The following is a 15,470-nucleotide window of genomic DNA, read 5'->3' as shown; positions in this document are numbered from 1 at the left end:
AATTAAAACCCATGAATTAGAGTATGACATCGTCGTCGTGGGTGGTGGTACAGCAGGACCGATGGCCGCGATCAAAGCCAAAGAAGCCAATCCAAACTTACGGATCTTGCTCATTGATAAAGCCAATGTGAAAAGGAGCGGCGCTATCTCCATGGGCATGGATGGATTAAACAACGCCATCATCCCGGGTCATGCCACACCCGAGCAATACACCAAGGAAATCACCGTCGCCAATGATGGCATCGTCAATCAAGCCACGGTCTATGCCTATGCCAAACACAGCTTTACCACCATTGAGCAGCTTGACCGCTGGGGGGTGAAGTTTGAGAAAGACGAAACTGGTGATTACGCGGTTAAGAAAGTCCATCACATGGGCTCCTACGTGCTGCCGATGCCGGAAGGTCATGACATCAAGAAAGTGCTCTATCGCCAGCTTAAACGGGCACGCATCGCCATCAGCAATCGCATTGTTACCACACGCTTACTCACCGATAGCACGGGTGCGGTCAATGGCGTGATGGGCTTTGATTGTCGTACGGCAGACTTCTATGTCATTCGTGCTAAAGCTGTGGTTTTAAGCTGCGGTGCAGCAGGGCGTCTGGGCTTACCCGCCTCTGGGTATCTCATGGGTACCTATGAAAACCCAACCAATGCAGGTGATGGCTACGCGATGGCTTATCACGCCGGTGCGGAGCTGTCTAACCTTGAATGCTTCCAGATCAACCCCCTGATCAAAGACTACAACGGACCCGCCTGTGCCTATGTGACAGGGCCCCTCGGCGGCTATACCGCCAACAATAAAGGGCAGCGCTTCATCGAGTGCGACTACTGGAGTGGTCAGATGATGTGGGAGTTCTATCAGGAACTCGAAGGCGGCAATGGCCCTGTCTTTCTCAAGCTGGATCATTTGGCAGAAGAAACCATCCAGACCATCGAGACCATCCTACATACCAATGAACGACCCAGCCGTGGACGCTTTCATGAAGGACGCCATACTGATTATCGGCAGGATATGGTCGAGATGCATATTTCTGAGATTGGCTTTTGTAGTGGTCATAGCGCCTCTGGCGTCTGGGTCAATGAGCGTGCCGAAACCTCGGTCAAAGGCCTGTACTCCGCAGGGGATATGGCAGCCGTACCGCACAATTACATGCTGGGTGCATTTACCTACGGCTGGTTTGCAGGGGTCAATGCTGCGCAGTACATCGCAGATCGTGAATTCACCGCGCTTGATGCGGCACAGATCGAGCAGGAGCGTGCACGGGTCTATGCTCCGCTGCATCGCAAGCAGGGTCTGTCTCCCGCTCAGGTTGAATACAAACTGCGCCGTATGGTGAACGACTATCTACAGCCACCCAAAGTCACCAAAAAAATGGAGATCGGGCTACAACGCTTTGAAGAAATCGCCGAAGACCTGCAATACCTGCGCGCTGAAAATCCGCATGAACTGATGCGTGCCGCCGAAGTGTCTGTGATTCGGGATTGCGCCGAAATGGCAGCGCGCGCATCCCTGTTCCGTACCGAAAGCCGCTGGGGCTTGTATCACTACCGTGCTGATTATCCGACACGCAATGATGCCGACTGGTTTTGCCATGCGCACCTCAAGAAAAACGAGCAGGGGCAAATGGTCAGCTTCAAGAAACCGGTTGAGCCCTATCTGATCAAGATTGATAGCGATGAAAAGCAGGCTTATCAAAAAATGCGTGTTGCTGCTGACGAATTGGAGAGTGCTTAAGCACAGTACTTCAAAGACGACCTTAATTTAAAAGGGAAATGAAATGAACTTTATACCACACGATATTCGTCAACGATCCAGCGCACCCGTGCTTATCGATGAAGATAAATGTATCGCCCACAAAGGCTGCACCGTCTGTGTCGATGTCTGTCCCATGGATTTGCTGGTCATTGATCCCGTGAAGCAAAAAGCCTTTATGCAATTCGATGAATGCTGGTACTGCATGCCGTGTGAGACCGACTGCCCGACGGATGCCGTGCGCGTCAACATTCCATATTTATTGAAATAACTGTTTTTAAAAGCGTTTTATACATTTAACCAATACCAATTAAAACTGGGGGAAATCATGAAACTGTATCAACTGGCATTAGGCGTCTTATTGGTAATGGGCATCTCAAGTGCTCAAGCGGAAACCATTCGTGTCGCCATCGGCACCCAAGACACGACTATCAACTGCGCAACGGGCGGCCTACTCATTCGTGAACTGCATTTACTCGAAAAGTATTTGCCACATGATGGCAAATACAAAAACGTGCAATACGACATCGAGTGGAAGAACTTCACTTCAGGCGCACCACTGACCAATGAAATGGTCGCAGGTCGTCTGGATTTTGGCGCTATGGCGGATTTTCCCGGCTCACTCAATGGTGCGGCATTTGAAAAAGCAGGGAAAAAGAGTATTTTTCTTAGCGTGTTATCCGGTAGCACCATTGGCAGTGGCAACGGCATTGTCGTGCCTAAAGACTCAAGCGTGCAATCCTTCAAGGACTTAAAAGGAAAAACCATTTCCGTACCTTTTGCTTCAACCGCTCATGGCTTATTGCTACGTGCCATCAAAGCGCAAGGCTGGGATGCTGAGCGTGATGTACAAGTCATCACCCAAGCGCCTGAAATAGCAGGTTCAGCACTACAAAGCGGCAAAATCGATGCCCATGCCGACTTTGTGCCATTTGCGGATCTATTTCCTTACCGTGGCTTTGCCCGCAAAATTTATGATGGTTCACAATCCAACGCACCCACCTTTCACGGCAGTCTAGTGACTGGCGAATTCGCCCAGAAGTATCCTGAAATTGTCGTCGCTTACTTACGCGCCGCTATTGAAGCCAATCGCCTGATCAGTGCGGAGCCTGAAAAATACAGCGAGCTGATTGCAAAAACCACCGGTATTGAACCTGAGGTGGTCTACCTGTTCCACGGTCCGCTGGGCCTGCAGACACGCGATTTCACGTGGAAGCCGGAATACCGTCAAGCACTAAAAACTTCCATCGAAACGCTGAAGCTGCTTAAAAAAACCGATGTAGATCTGGATGTGAACAGCTTCATTGATGACCACTATCTCCGCGATGCCTTCAAAGCATCAAATCTGGATTATGACGCCGCGCTCAAAAACTATAGCAAGTTGCCACTAAAAGCCAAAGATGCAACCACGGGCAAAGCCATTACAGACTTCAAACGTGTGACTCAGATTTGGGTGCAAGGTGAACCGCTATTGCGTAGCTACGCTACCCCAGAGTCTGCATTTGTGGACTTGAAGAAACTGACGGCGACAGGCAAAAAAGTGCGTGTGGTCTATGTCCAGGATCGCAACAGCGGCATCAAGTTATTGGCCGATCAAGCGTGGTATGCCCGTGATACAAAAGGTCAATTGAATGCCTTCCTCTTAAAAGGACAAGCTGAAGACTGGGTAAAAACAAATGGCGGTAGCGTCGTGGACTTTAATGCTGCTCAAGCAAAGTAAGCCTTGATCTAGACACCCTCTTTTCTCAGCGACTCGTCAGATGAGAGAGCCGTTGGGAAAGCAGAGTTATCTCTCTTCAAGACCAAAAACCGAATCATCACCAAGGTCATCATCAGGATCATCGCCATGAGTGTTGCGATCAGTACGCGCAGCGTTACGCACTTTAGCCTTAAGAAAATCCAAATCGGCGGTTTGCTGCTCCGCACCGCTTCTGTCTTGGCCTGTCTGCTGTTCTGGTACTTTGCCGTAAAGCATCACCTGAACTTAGGCATCATCACCTTTGCCAATGTGCCATCTCCTGCAGATGTGGTCAGTGCGGCATGGAACCTGACGCAATCCCCAAAATTGTGGTCACATGTCACTGCAAGCCTGTATCGGGTCTTCGCAGGATTTCTGGTGGCCAGCATTCTGGGTGTGGGACTGGGTCTACTCATCGGTCGATCTCGATTTGCGGCAAATACCTTACTGCCGCCACTTGAGATCATTCGCCCAATTCCCGCAGTCGCATGGATTCCGCTGGCGATTCTGATGTTTCCATCAGGCGAATTCTCGATGATCTTTATTACCTTTACTGGCGCACTTTTTCCAATTCTGCTCAACACCATTCATGGGGTAGAAGGCGTCGATCCGCGTCTGATTGCATCAGCACGCAGTCTCGGGGGGAAGCGTATGGCTATCTTCCGCGAGGTGATTTTCCCCGCTGCGGCACCCAGCATTATCACTGGTCTGTCAATCGGCATGGGCACCTGCTGGTTTTGTCTGGTCACCGCAGAGATGATCTCGGGACAGTTCGGCATTGGCTACTACACGTGGGAGTCGTACACCTTACAAAACTATCCTGACATCGTGGTCGGCATGTTGCTTATCGGTGTGCTTGGCATGGGCAGTAGTGTCTTGATCAAGAAGGTCGGTCACAAACTCATGCCATGGCATGTTATTCCTCAAAAAAATGCATAAGAACCATCTAGGAGTCCACCATGAGTGACGCGCTTCAAGGGCAAATCGATATCCAACAGCTTCACATCCATCTTGGGCAGGGTGATCAACGTTTTGAAGCCTTACAAGATGTGTCTTTTACCATCAAACCCGGCGAATTTGTCTGCATCATCGGCCCATCCGGTTGCGGAAAATCAACCTTGCTTGGCGCACTGGCAGGTCATCTCCAGCCCAGCCAAGGACGTTTGCATGTCGATGGTAAAGCGATCACCACCCCGCATCCCGATCGTGGACTTGTCTTTCAACACCACACCTTATTCCCCTGGAAAAAAGTGCTCGAGAACGTTGCCTTTGGTTTGAAAATGAAAGGGATTCCGCGTGAAAAACGCCTTGATGAAGCGCGTAAATTGCTGTCTTTAGTCGGTCTAGCGGGATTTGAAAACAGCTATCCCGCAGCGCTCTCGGGCGGCATGCAACAGCGCGTTGAGATCGCACGCGTGCTGATCAACCACCCCAAGGTATTGCTGATGGATGAGCCCTTTGGCGCCTTGGATGCCCAAACACGGCTAATGATGCAAGAGTTATTACTGGATGTCTGGACACGAATCCGCACCACGGTACTGTTCATTACCCACGATATTGATGAAGCACTCTTCCTTGCAGATCGGATTTTGGTCATGAGCCCACGACCCGGACGCATTATCGAGGAGTTAGTGCTGAATTTTGAGCGTCCACGGCGTACCGATTTGGTCACAACGCCTGAGTTTATGCAGCTAAAACGCCACTGCCTGCACTTGCTGCGTCATCAGCATGGCGATGGTGCGCCCGTTGAACTAGAACGACTTACACCACTCAACTCAAAAAATAGCCGCAACATCCGCTTTGCGGTTTGAAGATTTTTAAATTGTTTTGAACTTTTTTTAGTATAGCTTTTTGGACAACATAGATATGAGCGAGCCACTAGATCGACTACACGATCAAACGCAAAATGATTGGATCGATGAAGAACTGGCAGAGATTCGTCAGCGTCTATCGGATGAGGATGCAGGTATCCGGCGTATTGCTCTGCTTGATCTTGCAGAACTGGATGATGAACAAACCATACCTTGGTATTTGCATGCCCTTCGCCACGATCCTGCTTCTGAGGTACGCCAAGAAGCGGCGCGGTTACTTGCGGCATGGGAAACCGACCCTGTCGTTTCAGCCCTATGCCATGCATTGACCGATGACAGTGAAACCGTCCGTGAATTGGCCGCTCAGAGCTTAAGCGAATTCAAACTCCATATTTCTGGACGTATCATCTTACCGTGGGCAGACCATACAGAGACCTATGTTCGTATCGCTGCACTGCGGGCCTTGCGTGAGCTGCGTTTGCCTGAAAGTTTTGCGACCGCACAGAACAATCTCTCTCATCCCAGCCCTGCAGTGCGACGTGAAGCTGTCGGTGTCTTAGGCTGGCTCAAGCATACTGATGCCTTGCCCCGCCTTGCTGAAATCGCCAATCAGGATGAACATGCCGAAGTCCGACGTATTGCCACGGGTGCGCTGGGCTATGCGCAAGACAGTAGCGTACTGCCGGCACTGCTCCACGCATTGAGAGATGACATCTGGCAAGTGCGCGAGGAAGCGGCACATACACTCGGCAAGCTGCGGCTACAAGGCGCAACAAACGCGCTGATCAGCGCTTTAAGCGACGAGTACTGGCAAGTCCGCATCCATGCCGCCCGTAGCCTCGGCAAACTCAAAGCACCCGCAGCGACTATCCCACTGCTCACCACGCTTGAGCACAGTATCAGCAATTTACGCAAAGAAGCAGCGCTGGCACTGGGTGAAATTGGCAATGAGCAGGCCAAATCTGGTCTTGAAATTGCCCTCAGTGATGGCGATCCAGAAGTGCGTAAAGCCGTGCGCATCGCACTCTCTCAACTGAATCTTCAGGCATCGACCCAATCATGATCCCACCATCCATCACCAATGATCCCGATCAGCGGACTCTCACTCTGACTTGGGATAATGGCCTACAGCAGGATTTTAATCATGGAGCGCTACGTGCAGCTTGCTTGTGTGCTTTCTGCAGAGCGCGAGGTTTGCAGGGGGAAACCATTGATATTGAGCCTTTGCGCTATATCACCGCCATTCATGCGCATGGGTATGGCCTACAGATTGTATTTGATGATGGGCATGACCGCGGAATTTATCCGTGGCCTTATTTGCAAGGGATGATTTAAAACTTATCGATACCCAATAAAAAGCCGTCTACATAAGACGGCTTTTTTTTACGATTATTTGACGGGGTAGGTGTCAAAAATATTCTGACTGATGATCGCCGCAGTTGCCGCAGACAATGTCCAACCCAAATGACCGTGACCGGTGTTATAAAACACGCGGGGCGCGCGGCCTTTACCGACACGCGGCATCATATCCGGCATCATCGGACGCAGACCCGCCCAAGGTACTACTCGTGAAGTATTCACGTTAAAGTTACGACGTGTCCATGAAATCAACGGTTCAATACGATCCGCACGGATATCACGGTTATAACCATTGAACTCTGCTGTACCCGCGATACGGAAGCGACCTTCACCTAAACGGCTGGTGACAATTTTGGCGCTTTCATCGAGTAAGCTAACCCACGGCGCATTGGCCACACTCTCGGCATCATCCAAAAACACGGTGATGGAGTAGCCTTTAACTGGATAGATATTGACGCGGTCACCCAGCAAGTTAGCGATGTGATAGCTTCCCACACCCGCACAGACTACCAATGCATCACCACTGATTTCAGCAGTGCTGGCATCATGCGATTTAGACAAATCGGCAGTATCAATGGTTTTGTACTGGATTTTGACGCCTGATTCAGAGGTCTTGATGCTTTGTACGTCCACGCCTTGAATAAAACGTACACCGTATTTTTCAGATGCTTTGGCTAAGCCGCGGGTAAATTTATGGATATCACCTGTTGCATCAGACGGCGTGAAGTAACCACCGTAATATTCGCCTTGTAGTGTTGGCTCAATGGTTTTGATTTCTTCAGGGGTTACCGCAAAACGCTCAAGCCCGCCTTCCACCAGCAAGTCATTGGTCTTACCCGCAGCCGCAAATGACGCTGCATCATGGTAAAAATGCAGGATGCCACGACGCTCAAGATCAAAATCGATATTTTCTTTTTCTGCCATCGCGTAGAGATGTTTACGCGCTTCTATTGCCAGTTTCGTGGTATCAATGGTGTTTTCACGATAATTACGGATATTGGCCACAAACTCAAACATCCATGAGTATTTATGGATGGAAGGAGCTGGATTCAAAAGCAGTGGGGCATCGCTTTTAAACATCCACTTCAAGCCTTTCAAGATCGTCGCTTCGCTATTCCACACTTCGGCATTACTGGCTGACAACTGTCCACCATTGGCAAAGGAAGTTTCCATCGCAGGATAGAGATGACGATCTAAAACAGTGACTTGATAACCCAATTGGGATAAGGAATATGCCGTGGTGACGCCCGTAATGCCAGCGCCGATCACAATGATATGTGTCATGAGGTTTGTACCTATGGGTAATGATGTACGAGCCGAAAAAATCGGCGGGATCACCCCATCTGTCACGGTACCTGAGAGCTTCGACATCAACACTTGGGTTAATGCCTTCCCCTTCGGTGGGTGCTTTGACGCACCTCTCTCCAGATTTTAGATTGACGCTACAGTCCTTTTGCCTGAGAGTTTCCGGGGTGGTTGCTCCTTCGGCGCTGGATGATGCACAAGTGACTCCAGTCTCTCCTGCAGCGTCTTACGGTATGCCTTAAGCGATACTGTCAATTCAGCAATACGTGTCTTAATTTTACCCTGCTATCGTAGCATAGGGTTGTGTAGGCGGTAAACTCAGGTTTATTGAAAATAAGCCGATACATTTATAAGGGGATGTTGACAATATTATAGACTCTTGCAAACGCTCAAAAAAAAGCCTAAATTAGGCCTGCGGTGGTGCTGGAATGATAGGTAGCAGTTATAAGTAGTGATCAGACAGATCACTACATTAAAACAGAGGCGAGAATGATAAAGTCCCCAGAGCTTCGCGCGCGACTACTGTTTATAGTTACTCTGCCTCTCCTTCTTGCGGCCTGTGGTGGCTCATCCGATCATTCCTCTTCGGTGCCGGATCCATCAGACAGCGGCTCGTATAGTGCAAGTAGCGGGGTTGCGCAAAAAGGCCCTTTTCAGCAAGGCTCCATTGTTACCGCACAAGAACTGAAATTGAATATGACCCCGACAGGGCAACAATACTCCTATCAAGTCACATCCAATTTAGGAACTTTTACGCCAAATAATACATTCCACCATAATCTCGTAAGTCTGAACGCAACGGGATATTATTTTGACGAAGTTACTAATGCCATCTCAACAGGGCCGGTTACCCTCAACGGTTTGAGCGATCTGAGTGTAGACACGGTGTTGAACGTGAATATCTTGACCTCACTGACTTTTCAGCGCATCCAGACGCTGGTCAATCAGGGTCAGACCTTTACTGCCGCAAAACATCAAGCCGAAACTGAAGTGCTCGCCGCTTTGAATATTCCCTATGACAGCAGTTATGGTGACTTTGAAAATCTTGATTTAAGCAAGTCATCGACGGCTGATAAAATGCTGGCGGCTATTTCAGCTCTTTTTGTGACAGGCAATAATGCAGGCCAGCTCAGCGCGCTGATCGCCCAGTTTCAGAGTGAAATTGCCAAGAACGGCAGCATCTCCACTGCAACGCAGGCGAAACTGGCCAATGCTGCTAAAACACTCAATACTCAACTGGTTGCTAACAACCTGACCACACAATTTGCCAGTCTGGGTTTCGCCATTTCGGCGACAGACCTCAATCAGTGGATCGATCAGAATGGTGATGGTGTGATTGGTCAGTACCGGTTTGCCATTACTGCGGCACAACCTGCCACAGTAACGACCATGGGTCCTTATATTGTCCCTTCCAGCCAAAATGGTGCGACTGTTGCTGTTACCGCAGGCACATTGTATAAAAATGGTACCGCAATCACGACGCCTACCGTGAAGGTGAACACAAACGATTCATTAAGCATTTCTCTGCTCTCAAGCCCTACTGCGGGCAATACACTGAGCAGCTATTTGCAAATCGGATCAAAGAACATCGCCCAGTTCAGTGTATTGACTCAACAAAAGGTCTTGACGTTGGGTGCAATGATCGGCGGTGTTGGAATTCCCAATGATGTTGCGTTGTCCAGCGACAATAATAGCCTGTATATCGCTACTATGGATTCTTGTGAAGTCACCACATCTTGCGCACCCCGTGTTGAAAATGGAGGACTGTATACGGTGAATGTCAGTACGCCAACCAACCCTCAATCCATACAAAGGATTATATATCCAACGCCTCTGGGGAATGCTGCTGAGTTTGCCAATATCGTTTTTGCCAACAATGGATCTATAGCATATGCAACCGCACGCAATAATGGCGGTATGCTATTAATTCTAAATACGACAACCCCCTTGTTACCAACCTTAATTTCAGCTACGCGGGTCGAAGAACCTCTTGGCCTAACCGTATCAGCCTCGTCACCCGTTGCATATGTTTCTGATATCTCCACACAGACTTTGCGCAGGTACAATACGTCTAACCCAAGTGCTCCTGTGCTGACAGCAACTTCCCCGGCAATACCAAGTCAAATTACATATCTATCGTTATCGCCTGACGACTCCCAACTTCTTGCAGCCAATCAAGGGTATGGGGATATTTTTGATATGACATCCGGAGCCTTTGGCACTTCTACCTTCGTATCCACGTCTCCCTCCACAAACGTCAATGCAAGCGTGTATATCGCCAATAAGAAAGCGGTGACTGTGACGAAATCCAGCATCAATGTCATGGATTATACGAACCCACAATCCCCAACTGTATTGGGATCAGTTCCCATTACACCTCTGTCTTCCTCTGAAGCGAACGTAGCAGCCATCACCTATAACGCTACGCTGAAAGAAGCCTTTGTACTGAGTGGCTCTACAGTCTATGCCGTTAATCTAAGCAATCCTGCCACGCCGTCCATCAGTGGCCATTTCACCAATACGGCTTTAGCAAACAGTAATACACTGATCCACCTCGGCATCGCAGCAAGTTCTGATGGTCATACAATCTATGCTACGGGAGCCAACGGTATCGTCGTCATACAATCCAACTGAATGTTCGTGGTAAACGATTGATGCGGGAGCCGATAGCACTTCCCTTATTTCTCAATTTTAACAGGTATATTTGGAAATTCTCTAGCAAACAATATTGATATATCTGATTCTGAGAGCATTATTGAATACCTCCATCTTAATTTTGAGCGGATTGATGCATTGCTTTTGCCCAAGTCTCCTCAAATTCTTGCTGTGAGATAATAAAGACTTGAAATTGGGGATCAGATTCGATTTCTTCTTTAGTTGGCCAATTTTCTTCAGAAGAAAAAGCGATATGGCTCACACCATTGCAAGCTGCATATCCCAAATGACCATTTCTAAAAATTTCAATTTTTCTTACTTCTTCCATTTCATCGTTGAGTTCTCCATAGATCCATATGGGATCATCGATGAAGTCATGTATCCAATTGACTTTCATGTATTGCATTTCTACTTCCCTATACAAAAACTCCCAAAGATCTTCCCAAGCAAATCATCCGCCGTAAATTCACCCGTAATCTCACTTAAGGCATTCTGTGCCAGTCGCAGCGACTCCGCCATCAGCTCACCCGCCCGATAGTCCACCAACTGAATCCTTGCATCATCCAGACTCAACAAACACCGCGTTAACGCATCCAAATGTCGCGTCCGCGCAATAAAAGTATTTTCTTCAGGATGGTAACCCGCTTGATCACTGATCAATTGCACCAGATCATCGATACCAATCTTCTGCTTAGCGGATAATGTGACCTGTCTAAAACCCGATTGCTGAGAAATACCGACGGTTTGCTGGGCTAGATCGGCTTTATTGCCGATAAAGATCAGCCGTTTTGCATCCAGATGTTGATCCAGACCATCCTGAAAGAACTGTTTCGCAAGTGCCAAAGGATCTTCATCCACACTTAAGTCATAGACCAAGAGCAACAGATCCGCTTGTTCAATCTGGGTATAGGCGCGGCGTATCCCTTCAATCTCGACGACATCGTCCGTCTCACGCAATCCCGCAGTATCGGTCAGGGTAATCGGTAGACCATTTAACGTAATTTTTTCATGTAAGACATCCCGTGTCGTCCCTGCGATATGAGTGACAATCGCGCGGTCTACACCCGCTAAAGCATTTAAGAGGCTTGATTTACCCGCGTTCGGCTTACCTGCGATCACCACTTGTAAGCCTTCGCGGAGTAGCTGCCCCTGACGCGCTGATGAGAAGACCTGCTTAATCGCAGCAATTACTTGATCAAGCAACGCCAAAATGCGCCCATCGGCAAGAAAATCAATCTCCTCTTCGGGAAAATCGATTGCCGCTTCAACATGGAGGCGCAGATGAATCAATTCTTCGAGTACCCTCTGGATCCGCGCTGAAAAATCCCCTTGTAGTGAGCGCACCGCAGAACGAGCTGCTTGGGTACTCACTGCATCAATCAAATCAGCAATCGCTTCGGCTTGCACCAAGTCCATTTTGCCATTGGCGAAGGCGCGAGCAGAGAACTCTCCTGGACCCGCAGCAGTAGCCCCTAGTGCGAGTAAACGGGCAAGGAGGGCATTTTGCACCACTATTCCCCCGTGACCTTGTAGCTCGACCACTTCTTCACCAGTAAAGGAATTGGGGGCTGGGAAATAGAGCACCAAGCCTTCATCAATCGTACTTTGGTCTTCGTCCAAAAACCTAGAAAACGCCGCTTGCCGCGCTTTAGCAATTGGCTTACCGGTAAGCGCCTCAGTAATCTGAACCGCTTTGGCACCCGATAAGCGAATCACCCCAATCCCACCCCGACCTAAAGGTGTCGCAATTGCTGCTATGGTTGGGGTTTGAAACGGATTCGACATCATCAGGTCCTACTTAAAATTTTAAGAAACTAAGGCAATAAAAAACCGCTCAATGGGTTAGCACAAGCTAACGCAATAAGAGCGGTCCATTCTAGCATGAGCATTCACGCTGCAAGACAGCGTGAATGCTTAAAGCAATTAACCAACTTTCGGGTGGTATGATTTTTCAATCTGATGATTGACATACTTTTGCTGCACGATGGTCAACAAGTTGTTCACGATCCAGTACAGAACCAGACCCGATGGGAACCACAGCATGAAGACGGTAAATACAATCGGCATCAAGCGCAGCATTTTTGCTTGCATCGGATCAGCGGGTTGTGGGTTCAAGGCTTGTTGAACAAACATTGTCACACCCATGATCAGCGGCAATACAAACCAGTGATCCATAGAAGACAAGTCGGTAATCCAGCCAATCCACGGCGCATTACGCAGTTCCACGCTTTCCATAAACACAAAGTACAGCGACATGAAAATTGGCATTTGCAACAGAATCGGCAAACATCCAGACAGCGGATTTACGCCTTCTTTTTTGTACAACGCCATCATTTCCTGCGAGAACTTCATGCGATCTTCGCCATGCACTTCTTTCAAACGTTGCATCTCAGGGGCAATAACTTTCATTTTTGCCATTGAACGATAGCTTTTCGCTGAAAGCGGGAAGAGTACGATCTTCACCAACAAGGTGAGGAGAATGATCGACCAACCCCAGTTACCGATGAAGCCATGGATGTATTTCAGACCCAAAAACAGTACTTGCGCAATCGGCCATAACCAACCGTAATCAACGGTTTGATCAAGTCCAACCGCCAGCGGTTTCAAGTTATCTTGCACTTTAGGACCGGTATACAGCGTCGCTGAAATTGTCTGCTGCATGCCTGGCGCAACCGTAACCACTGGATCGGTAAAGCCAATGAAATTGTTGTTGCCACTGACGCGCGTACTTAACACAGCCGTTGTATTCGCATCAGGAATCCAAGCGGTCACAAAGTAATGCTGAAGTACCGCAACCCAACCACCTTTGACGGTTTGATTGAGCGGATCTTCCTGATATTTGGTGAACTTGAGTTTGTTGTAGTGCGAATCCGGAGTTCCCCATGCGCCACCCATATAGGTAGACATACCCATCATGCCTTGATTGGCTTTACTTGGATCGGCAGAGTTATCCCGTTTCACTTGGCCGAACATCTGTCCCTGCCAAGGCTTCTTACCACGGTTGATGATCTGATAGCTGACCTTGATTGGGTATTGACCCGCAGTCAGATGGAAACTCTTGATGATCTGTACACCATTCGGCGCTTCAAAAGTCAGCGGGACATCAAGTGAGGTCTGACCAGTTGCCAATACATAGCTGGTTTGTGCAGAGGTGTATAGCGGACGACCTGTTGCCGCCGCATCAGGACCATCAACACCTATCAAACCTGATTGCGCGGTATACACACGACCTGGACCGTCTTCAAGCAAGACAAAAGCCTTCTGACTATCCACGGCATTCAGGTGATTAAGCAACTCAGAACGGACGACATCACCGCCTTTAGGATCGACTGTGATGCGATACATATCGGTTTGCAGAGTGATGAGACCCTGAGGAGCAGGTGCAATGACAGGAGCAGCCGCTTCTTTTTTCGGTGTAGCGACTGGCGGCACGTCAGCATTATTAACTGGTGTCGCAGCAACACTACTTGCGTTTGCATTAGGAATATCTGCCGAAGCAGGTTGCGCGGTCTGCGCAACAGGCGTCGCTACATTCTGATCTGCCGCAATATGCCCATAATCCTTCTGCCATGCCAAAATCAGCATGTACGCCGTGATAAACATCCCGAGTAGGATTAGGTATTTTGCCCACTTCTGCATGACATTCCCCAAAACATTGATTTAAAACGTTGAATTTAAAAAGCCGAGTCAGCAAAACGCTTCATCAGTAAAACTGAGGCGAAGGTTCCACGCGGCTGGCTAGTATACGGTGTAAATTTGTGAATTCTGTGACGATTTTCATCATTCAGCTGCGGCGACGCATCATTCTTTGGCTCTATTTGCGTCAACGCATCCAGATTATGCCTTAAAGTTTCACTGTTTTGCTGACATAGACAGTGCTTTGAATGATGCAAGAGCACATGCAGCTTCTGCATAGAATGAGAGCGATCGTTATCATCAGATGCTGACTTTGCGGGTGGAACGGGATCATATCCAGAGCCTCCCCAAGGTTGGCAGCGTCCCAAACGCTTTGCGATCAGCCATGAAGCATGAGGCAGCGGATGCTGTTCTAGCGCCTCTAAGGCATACTCTGAACAGGATGGGAAAAAACGACAACGCGGCCCGAGTAATGGGCTTAAAAGCAAGCGATACAGTTGAATAAGCCACCGAAAAACAGTCTTCATTCGGAATTCCGAGCAATCGTTACGGTATTGCTGAGGTCAGCTTTGCCTAAATCAAGCGTAGTCGCTTCATTTTTTTCAATAGGTGCTGTGGATTTTGACTGCTTAGGCTCATGATCGGTTCGACCAGTGTCGCCAGTCTTTAGAGTCATCTGATGTTTTTGATAACGTTTGGTCAATTGACGCCAAGCAAGACTTAATTGTTGCTGAATTACATCATTCGGCAAGGTTTGTGCGTCAGATTTTGCCATCAGGACAATATCAAGGGCAGGCAATTCAGCTTGATGCAGTCGAAAACTTTCTCGTGCTAAACGTTTGACACGGTTACGCTCATGCGCACGACGAATTTTTCGTTTCGCAATGACTAAACCGAGACGGGGATGTTCTTGATGATCAACAGCGAGGAGCATGAAAGCAGGCTGGTGCACTTTATACAGTGCACTATCAAAAACAGTTTTGAAATCAGCTGCTTGCAATAAACGAAGTTTTGCAGAAAAACCAAATGTCAACATGCGATCAATTCCCATATGGTTTTGACCTTGCATGTTTTATAATGGACACTAACAAGGCTACATATATTCAAACGTTCATGCTTTAGATCACATGAACCAAGAATAACTTATTATTGCTAATTACCAATCTTTGATTACTTAACTTACGACTTACGATGATCCAAATCAATATTTGAA

14 protein-coding genes, 1 pseudogene and 1 riboswitch are annotated in these 15,470 nt (G+C 48.4%); of the genes and pseudogenes, 9 read left to right on the top strand and 6 right to left on the bottom strand.

Features of this window, described 5'->3' with window-relative positions; all coding sequences use genetic code 11:
* The first annotated feature begins 1 nt into the window (after position 1).
* The 7 genes from HYN46_RS16645 to HYN46_RS16615 all read left to right on the top strand — a co-directional run bounded on the left by HYN46_RS16645 (position 2) and on the right by HYN46_RS16615 (position 6,637).
* Positions 2–1,735: a fumarate reductase/succinate dehydrogenase flavoprotein subunit gene (locus HYN46_RS16645; RefSeq protein WP_228254954.1), complete on the top strand. Its 1,734-nt coding sequence runs from the start codon at positions 2–4 to the stop codon at positions 1,733–1,735.
* Positions 1,736–1,778: 43 nt separating this feature from the next.
* Positions 1,779–2,024 carry a 4Fe-4S dicluster domain-containing protein gene (locus tag HYN46_RS16640; protein ID WP_114900427.1) on the top strand — a complete coding sequence of 82 codons (246 nt, stop codon included), beginning with the start codon at positions 1,779–1,781 and terminating at the stop codon, positions 2,022–2,024.
* A 57-nt stretch (positions 2,025–2,081) separates the two neighbouring features.
* Positions 2,082–3,473, top strand: a complete 1,392-nt coding sequence (locus tag HYN46_RS16635; protein WP_114900426.1) for an ABC transporter substrate-binding protein — start codon at positions 2,082–2,084, stop codon at positions 3,471–3,473.
* Between the two features lie 126 nt (positions 3,474–3,599).
* Positions 3,600–4,430, top strand: coding sequence for an ABC transporter permease (locus HYN46_RS16630; RefSeq protein WP_114900425.1), 831 nt, complete (start codon positions 3,600–3,602; stop codon positions 4,428–4,430).
* Positions 4,431–4,450: 20 nt separating this feature from the next.
* Positions 4,451–5,302 carry an ABC transporter ATP-binding protein gene (locus HYN46_RS16625; protein WP_114900424.1) on the top strand — a complete coding sequence of 284 codons (852 nt, stop codon included), beginning with the start codon at positions 4,451–4,453 and terminating at the stop codon, positions 5,300–5,302.
* A gap of 55 nt (positions 5,303–5,357) precedes the next feature.
* Complete coding sequence (locus HYN46_RS16620) at positions 5,358–6,365, top strand: HEAT repeat domain-containing protein (RefSeq protein ID WP_114900423.1); 1,008 nt, start codon at positions 5,358–5,360, stop codon at positions 6,363–6,365.
* Positions 6,362–6,637: a DUF971 domain-containing protein gene (locus HYN46_RS16615; protein ID WP_114900422.1), complete on the top strand. Its 276-nt coding sequence runs from the start codon at positions 6,362–6,364 to the stop codon at positions 6,635–6,637. The genes HYN46_RS16620 and HYN46_RS16615 overlap by 4 nt, the downstream gene beginning before the upstream one ends.
* A 54-nt stretch (positions 6,638–6,691) precedes the next feature.
* Here HYN46_RS16615 and HYN46_RS16610 read toward each other — a convergent pair whose 3' ends face one another.
* Positions 6,692–7,945: a D-amino acid dehydrogenase gene (locus HYN46_RS16610; RefSeq protein ID WP_114900829.1), complete on the bottom strand. Its 1,254-nt coding sequence runs from the start codon at positions 7,943–7,945 to the stop codon at positions 6,692–6,694.
* On the opposite strand from HYN46_RS16610, the gene HYN46_RS17390 reads away from it, so the two are divergent.
* Both HYN46_RS17390 and HYN46_RS16605 read left to right on the top strand, forming a co-directional pair.
* Positions 7,944–8,096 carry a hypothetical protein gene (locus tag HYN46_RS17390; RefSeq protein ID WP_162818275.1) on the top strand — a complete coding sequence of 51 codons (153 nt, stop codon included), beginning with the start codon at positions 7,944–7,946 and terminating at the stop codon, positions 8,094–8,096. The genes HYN46_RS16610 and HYN46_RS17390 overlap by 2 nt on opposite strands.
* A riboswitch (glycine riboswitch) is annotated at positions 8,097–8,195 on the bottom strand.
* A gap of 260 nt (positions 8,196–8,455) precedes the next feature.
* On the top strand, positions 8,456–10,600 hold the full coding sequence (locus tag HYN46_RS16605) for an LVIVD repeat-containing protein (protein WP_114900421.1): 2,145 nt from the start codon (positions 8,456–8,458) through the stop codon (positions 10,598–10,600).
* 136 nt (positions 10,601–10,736) lie between these two features.
* On the opposite strand, the gene HYN46_RS16600 is transcribed toward HYN46_RS16605, so the two are convergent.
* The 5 genes and pseudogenes from HYN46_RS16600 to rnpA form a co-directional block, all read right to left on the bottom strand.
* Positions 10,737–11,027, bottom strand: coding sequence for a DUF6881 domain-containing protein (locus HYN46_RS16600; protein WP_114900420.1), 291 nt, complete (start codon positions 11,025–11,027; stop codon positions 10,737–10,739).
* A gap of 2 nt (positions 11,028–11,029) precedes the next feature.
* Positions 11,030–12,406: a tRNA uridine-5-carboxymethylaminomethyl(34) synthesis GTPase MnmE gene (gene mnmE, locus HYN46_RS16595; protein ID WP_114900419.1), complete on the bottom strand. Its 1,377-nt coding sequence runs from the start codon at positions 12,404–12,406 to the stop codon at positions 11,030–11,032.
* A 138-nt stretch (positions 12,407–12,544) separates the two neighbouring features.
* Complete coding sequence (yidC, locus tag HYN46_RS16590; RefSeq protein WP_114900418.1) at positions 12,545–14,260, bottom strand: membrane protein insertase YidC; 1,716 nt, start codon at positions 14,258–14,260, stop codon at positions 12,545–12,547.
* 35 nt (positions 14,261–14,295) lie between these two features.
* Positions 14,296–14,784 carry a membrane protein insertion efficiency factor YidD gene (yidD, locus tag HYN46_RS16585; protein WP_114900417.1) on the bottom strand — a complete coding sequence of 163 codons (489 nt, stop codon included), beginning with the start codon at positions 14,782–14,784 and terminating at the stop codon, positions 14,296–14,298.
* Between the two features lie 152 nt (positions 14,785–14,936).
* Positions 14,937–15,293: pseudogene (gene rnpA, locus HYN46_RS16580) on the bottom strand (ribonuclease P protein component); the annotation flags it as partial.
* Positions 15,294–15,470 lie beyond the last annotated feature (177 nt).

This window comes from Aquirhabdus parva, assembly GCF_003351745.1.
GTDB classification, from domain to species: domain Bacteria; phylum Pseudomonadota; class Gammaproteobacteria; order Pseudomonadales; family Moraxellaceae; genus Aquirhabdus; species Aquirhabdus parva.
The sequence above is the reverse complement of the archived record's forward strand: the minus strand, read 5'-3'. Positions and strand labels throughout refer to the sequence as shown.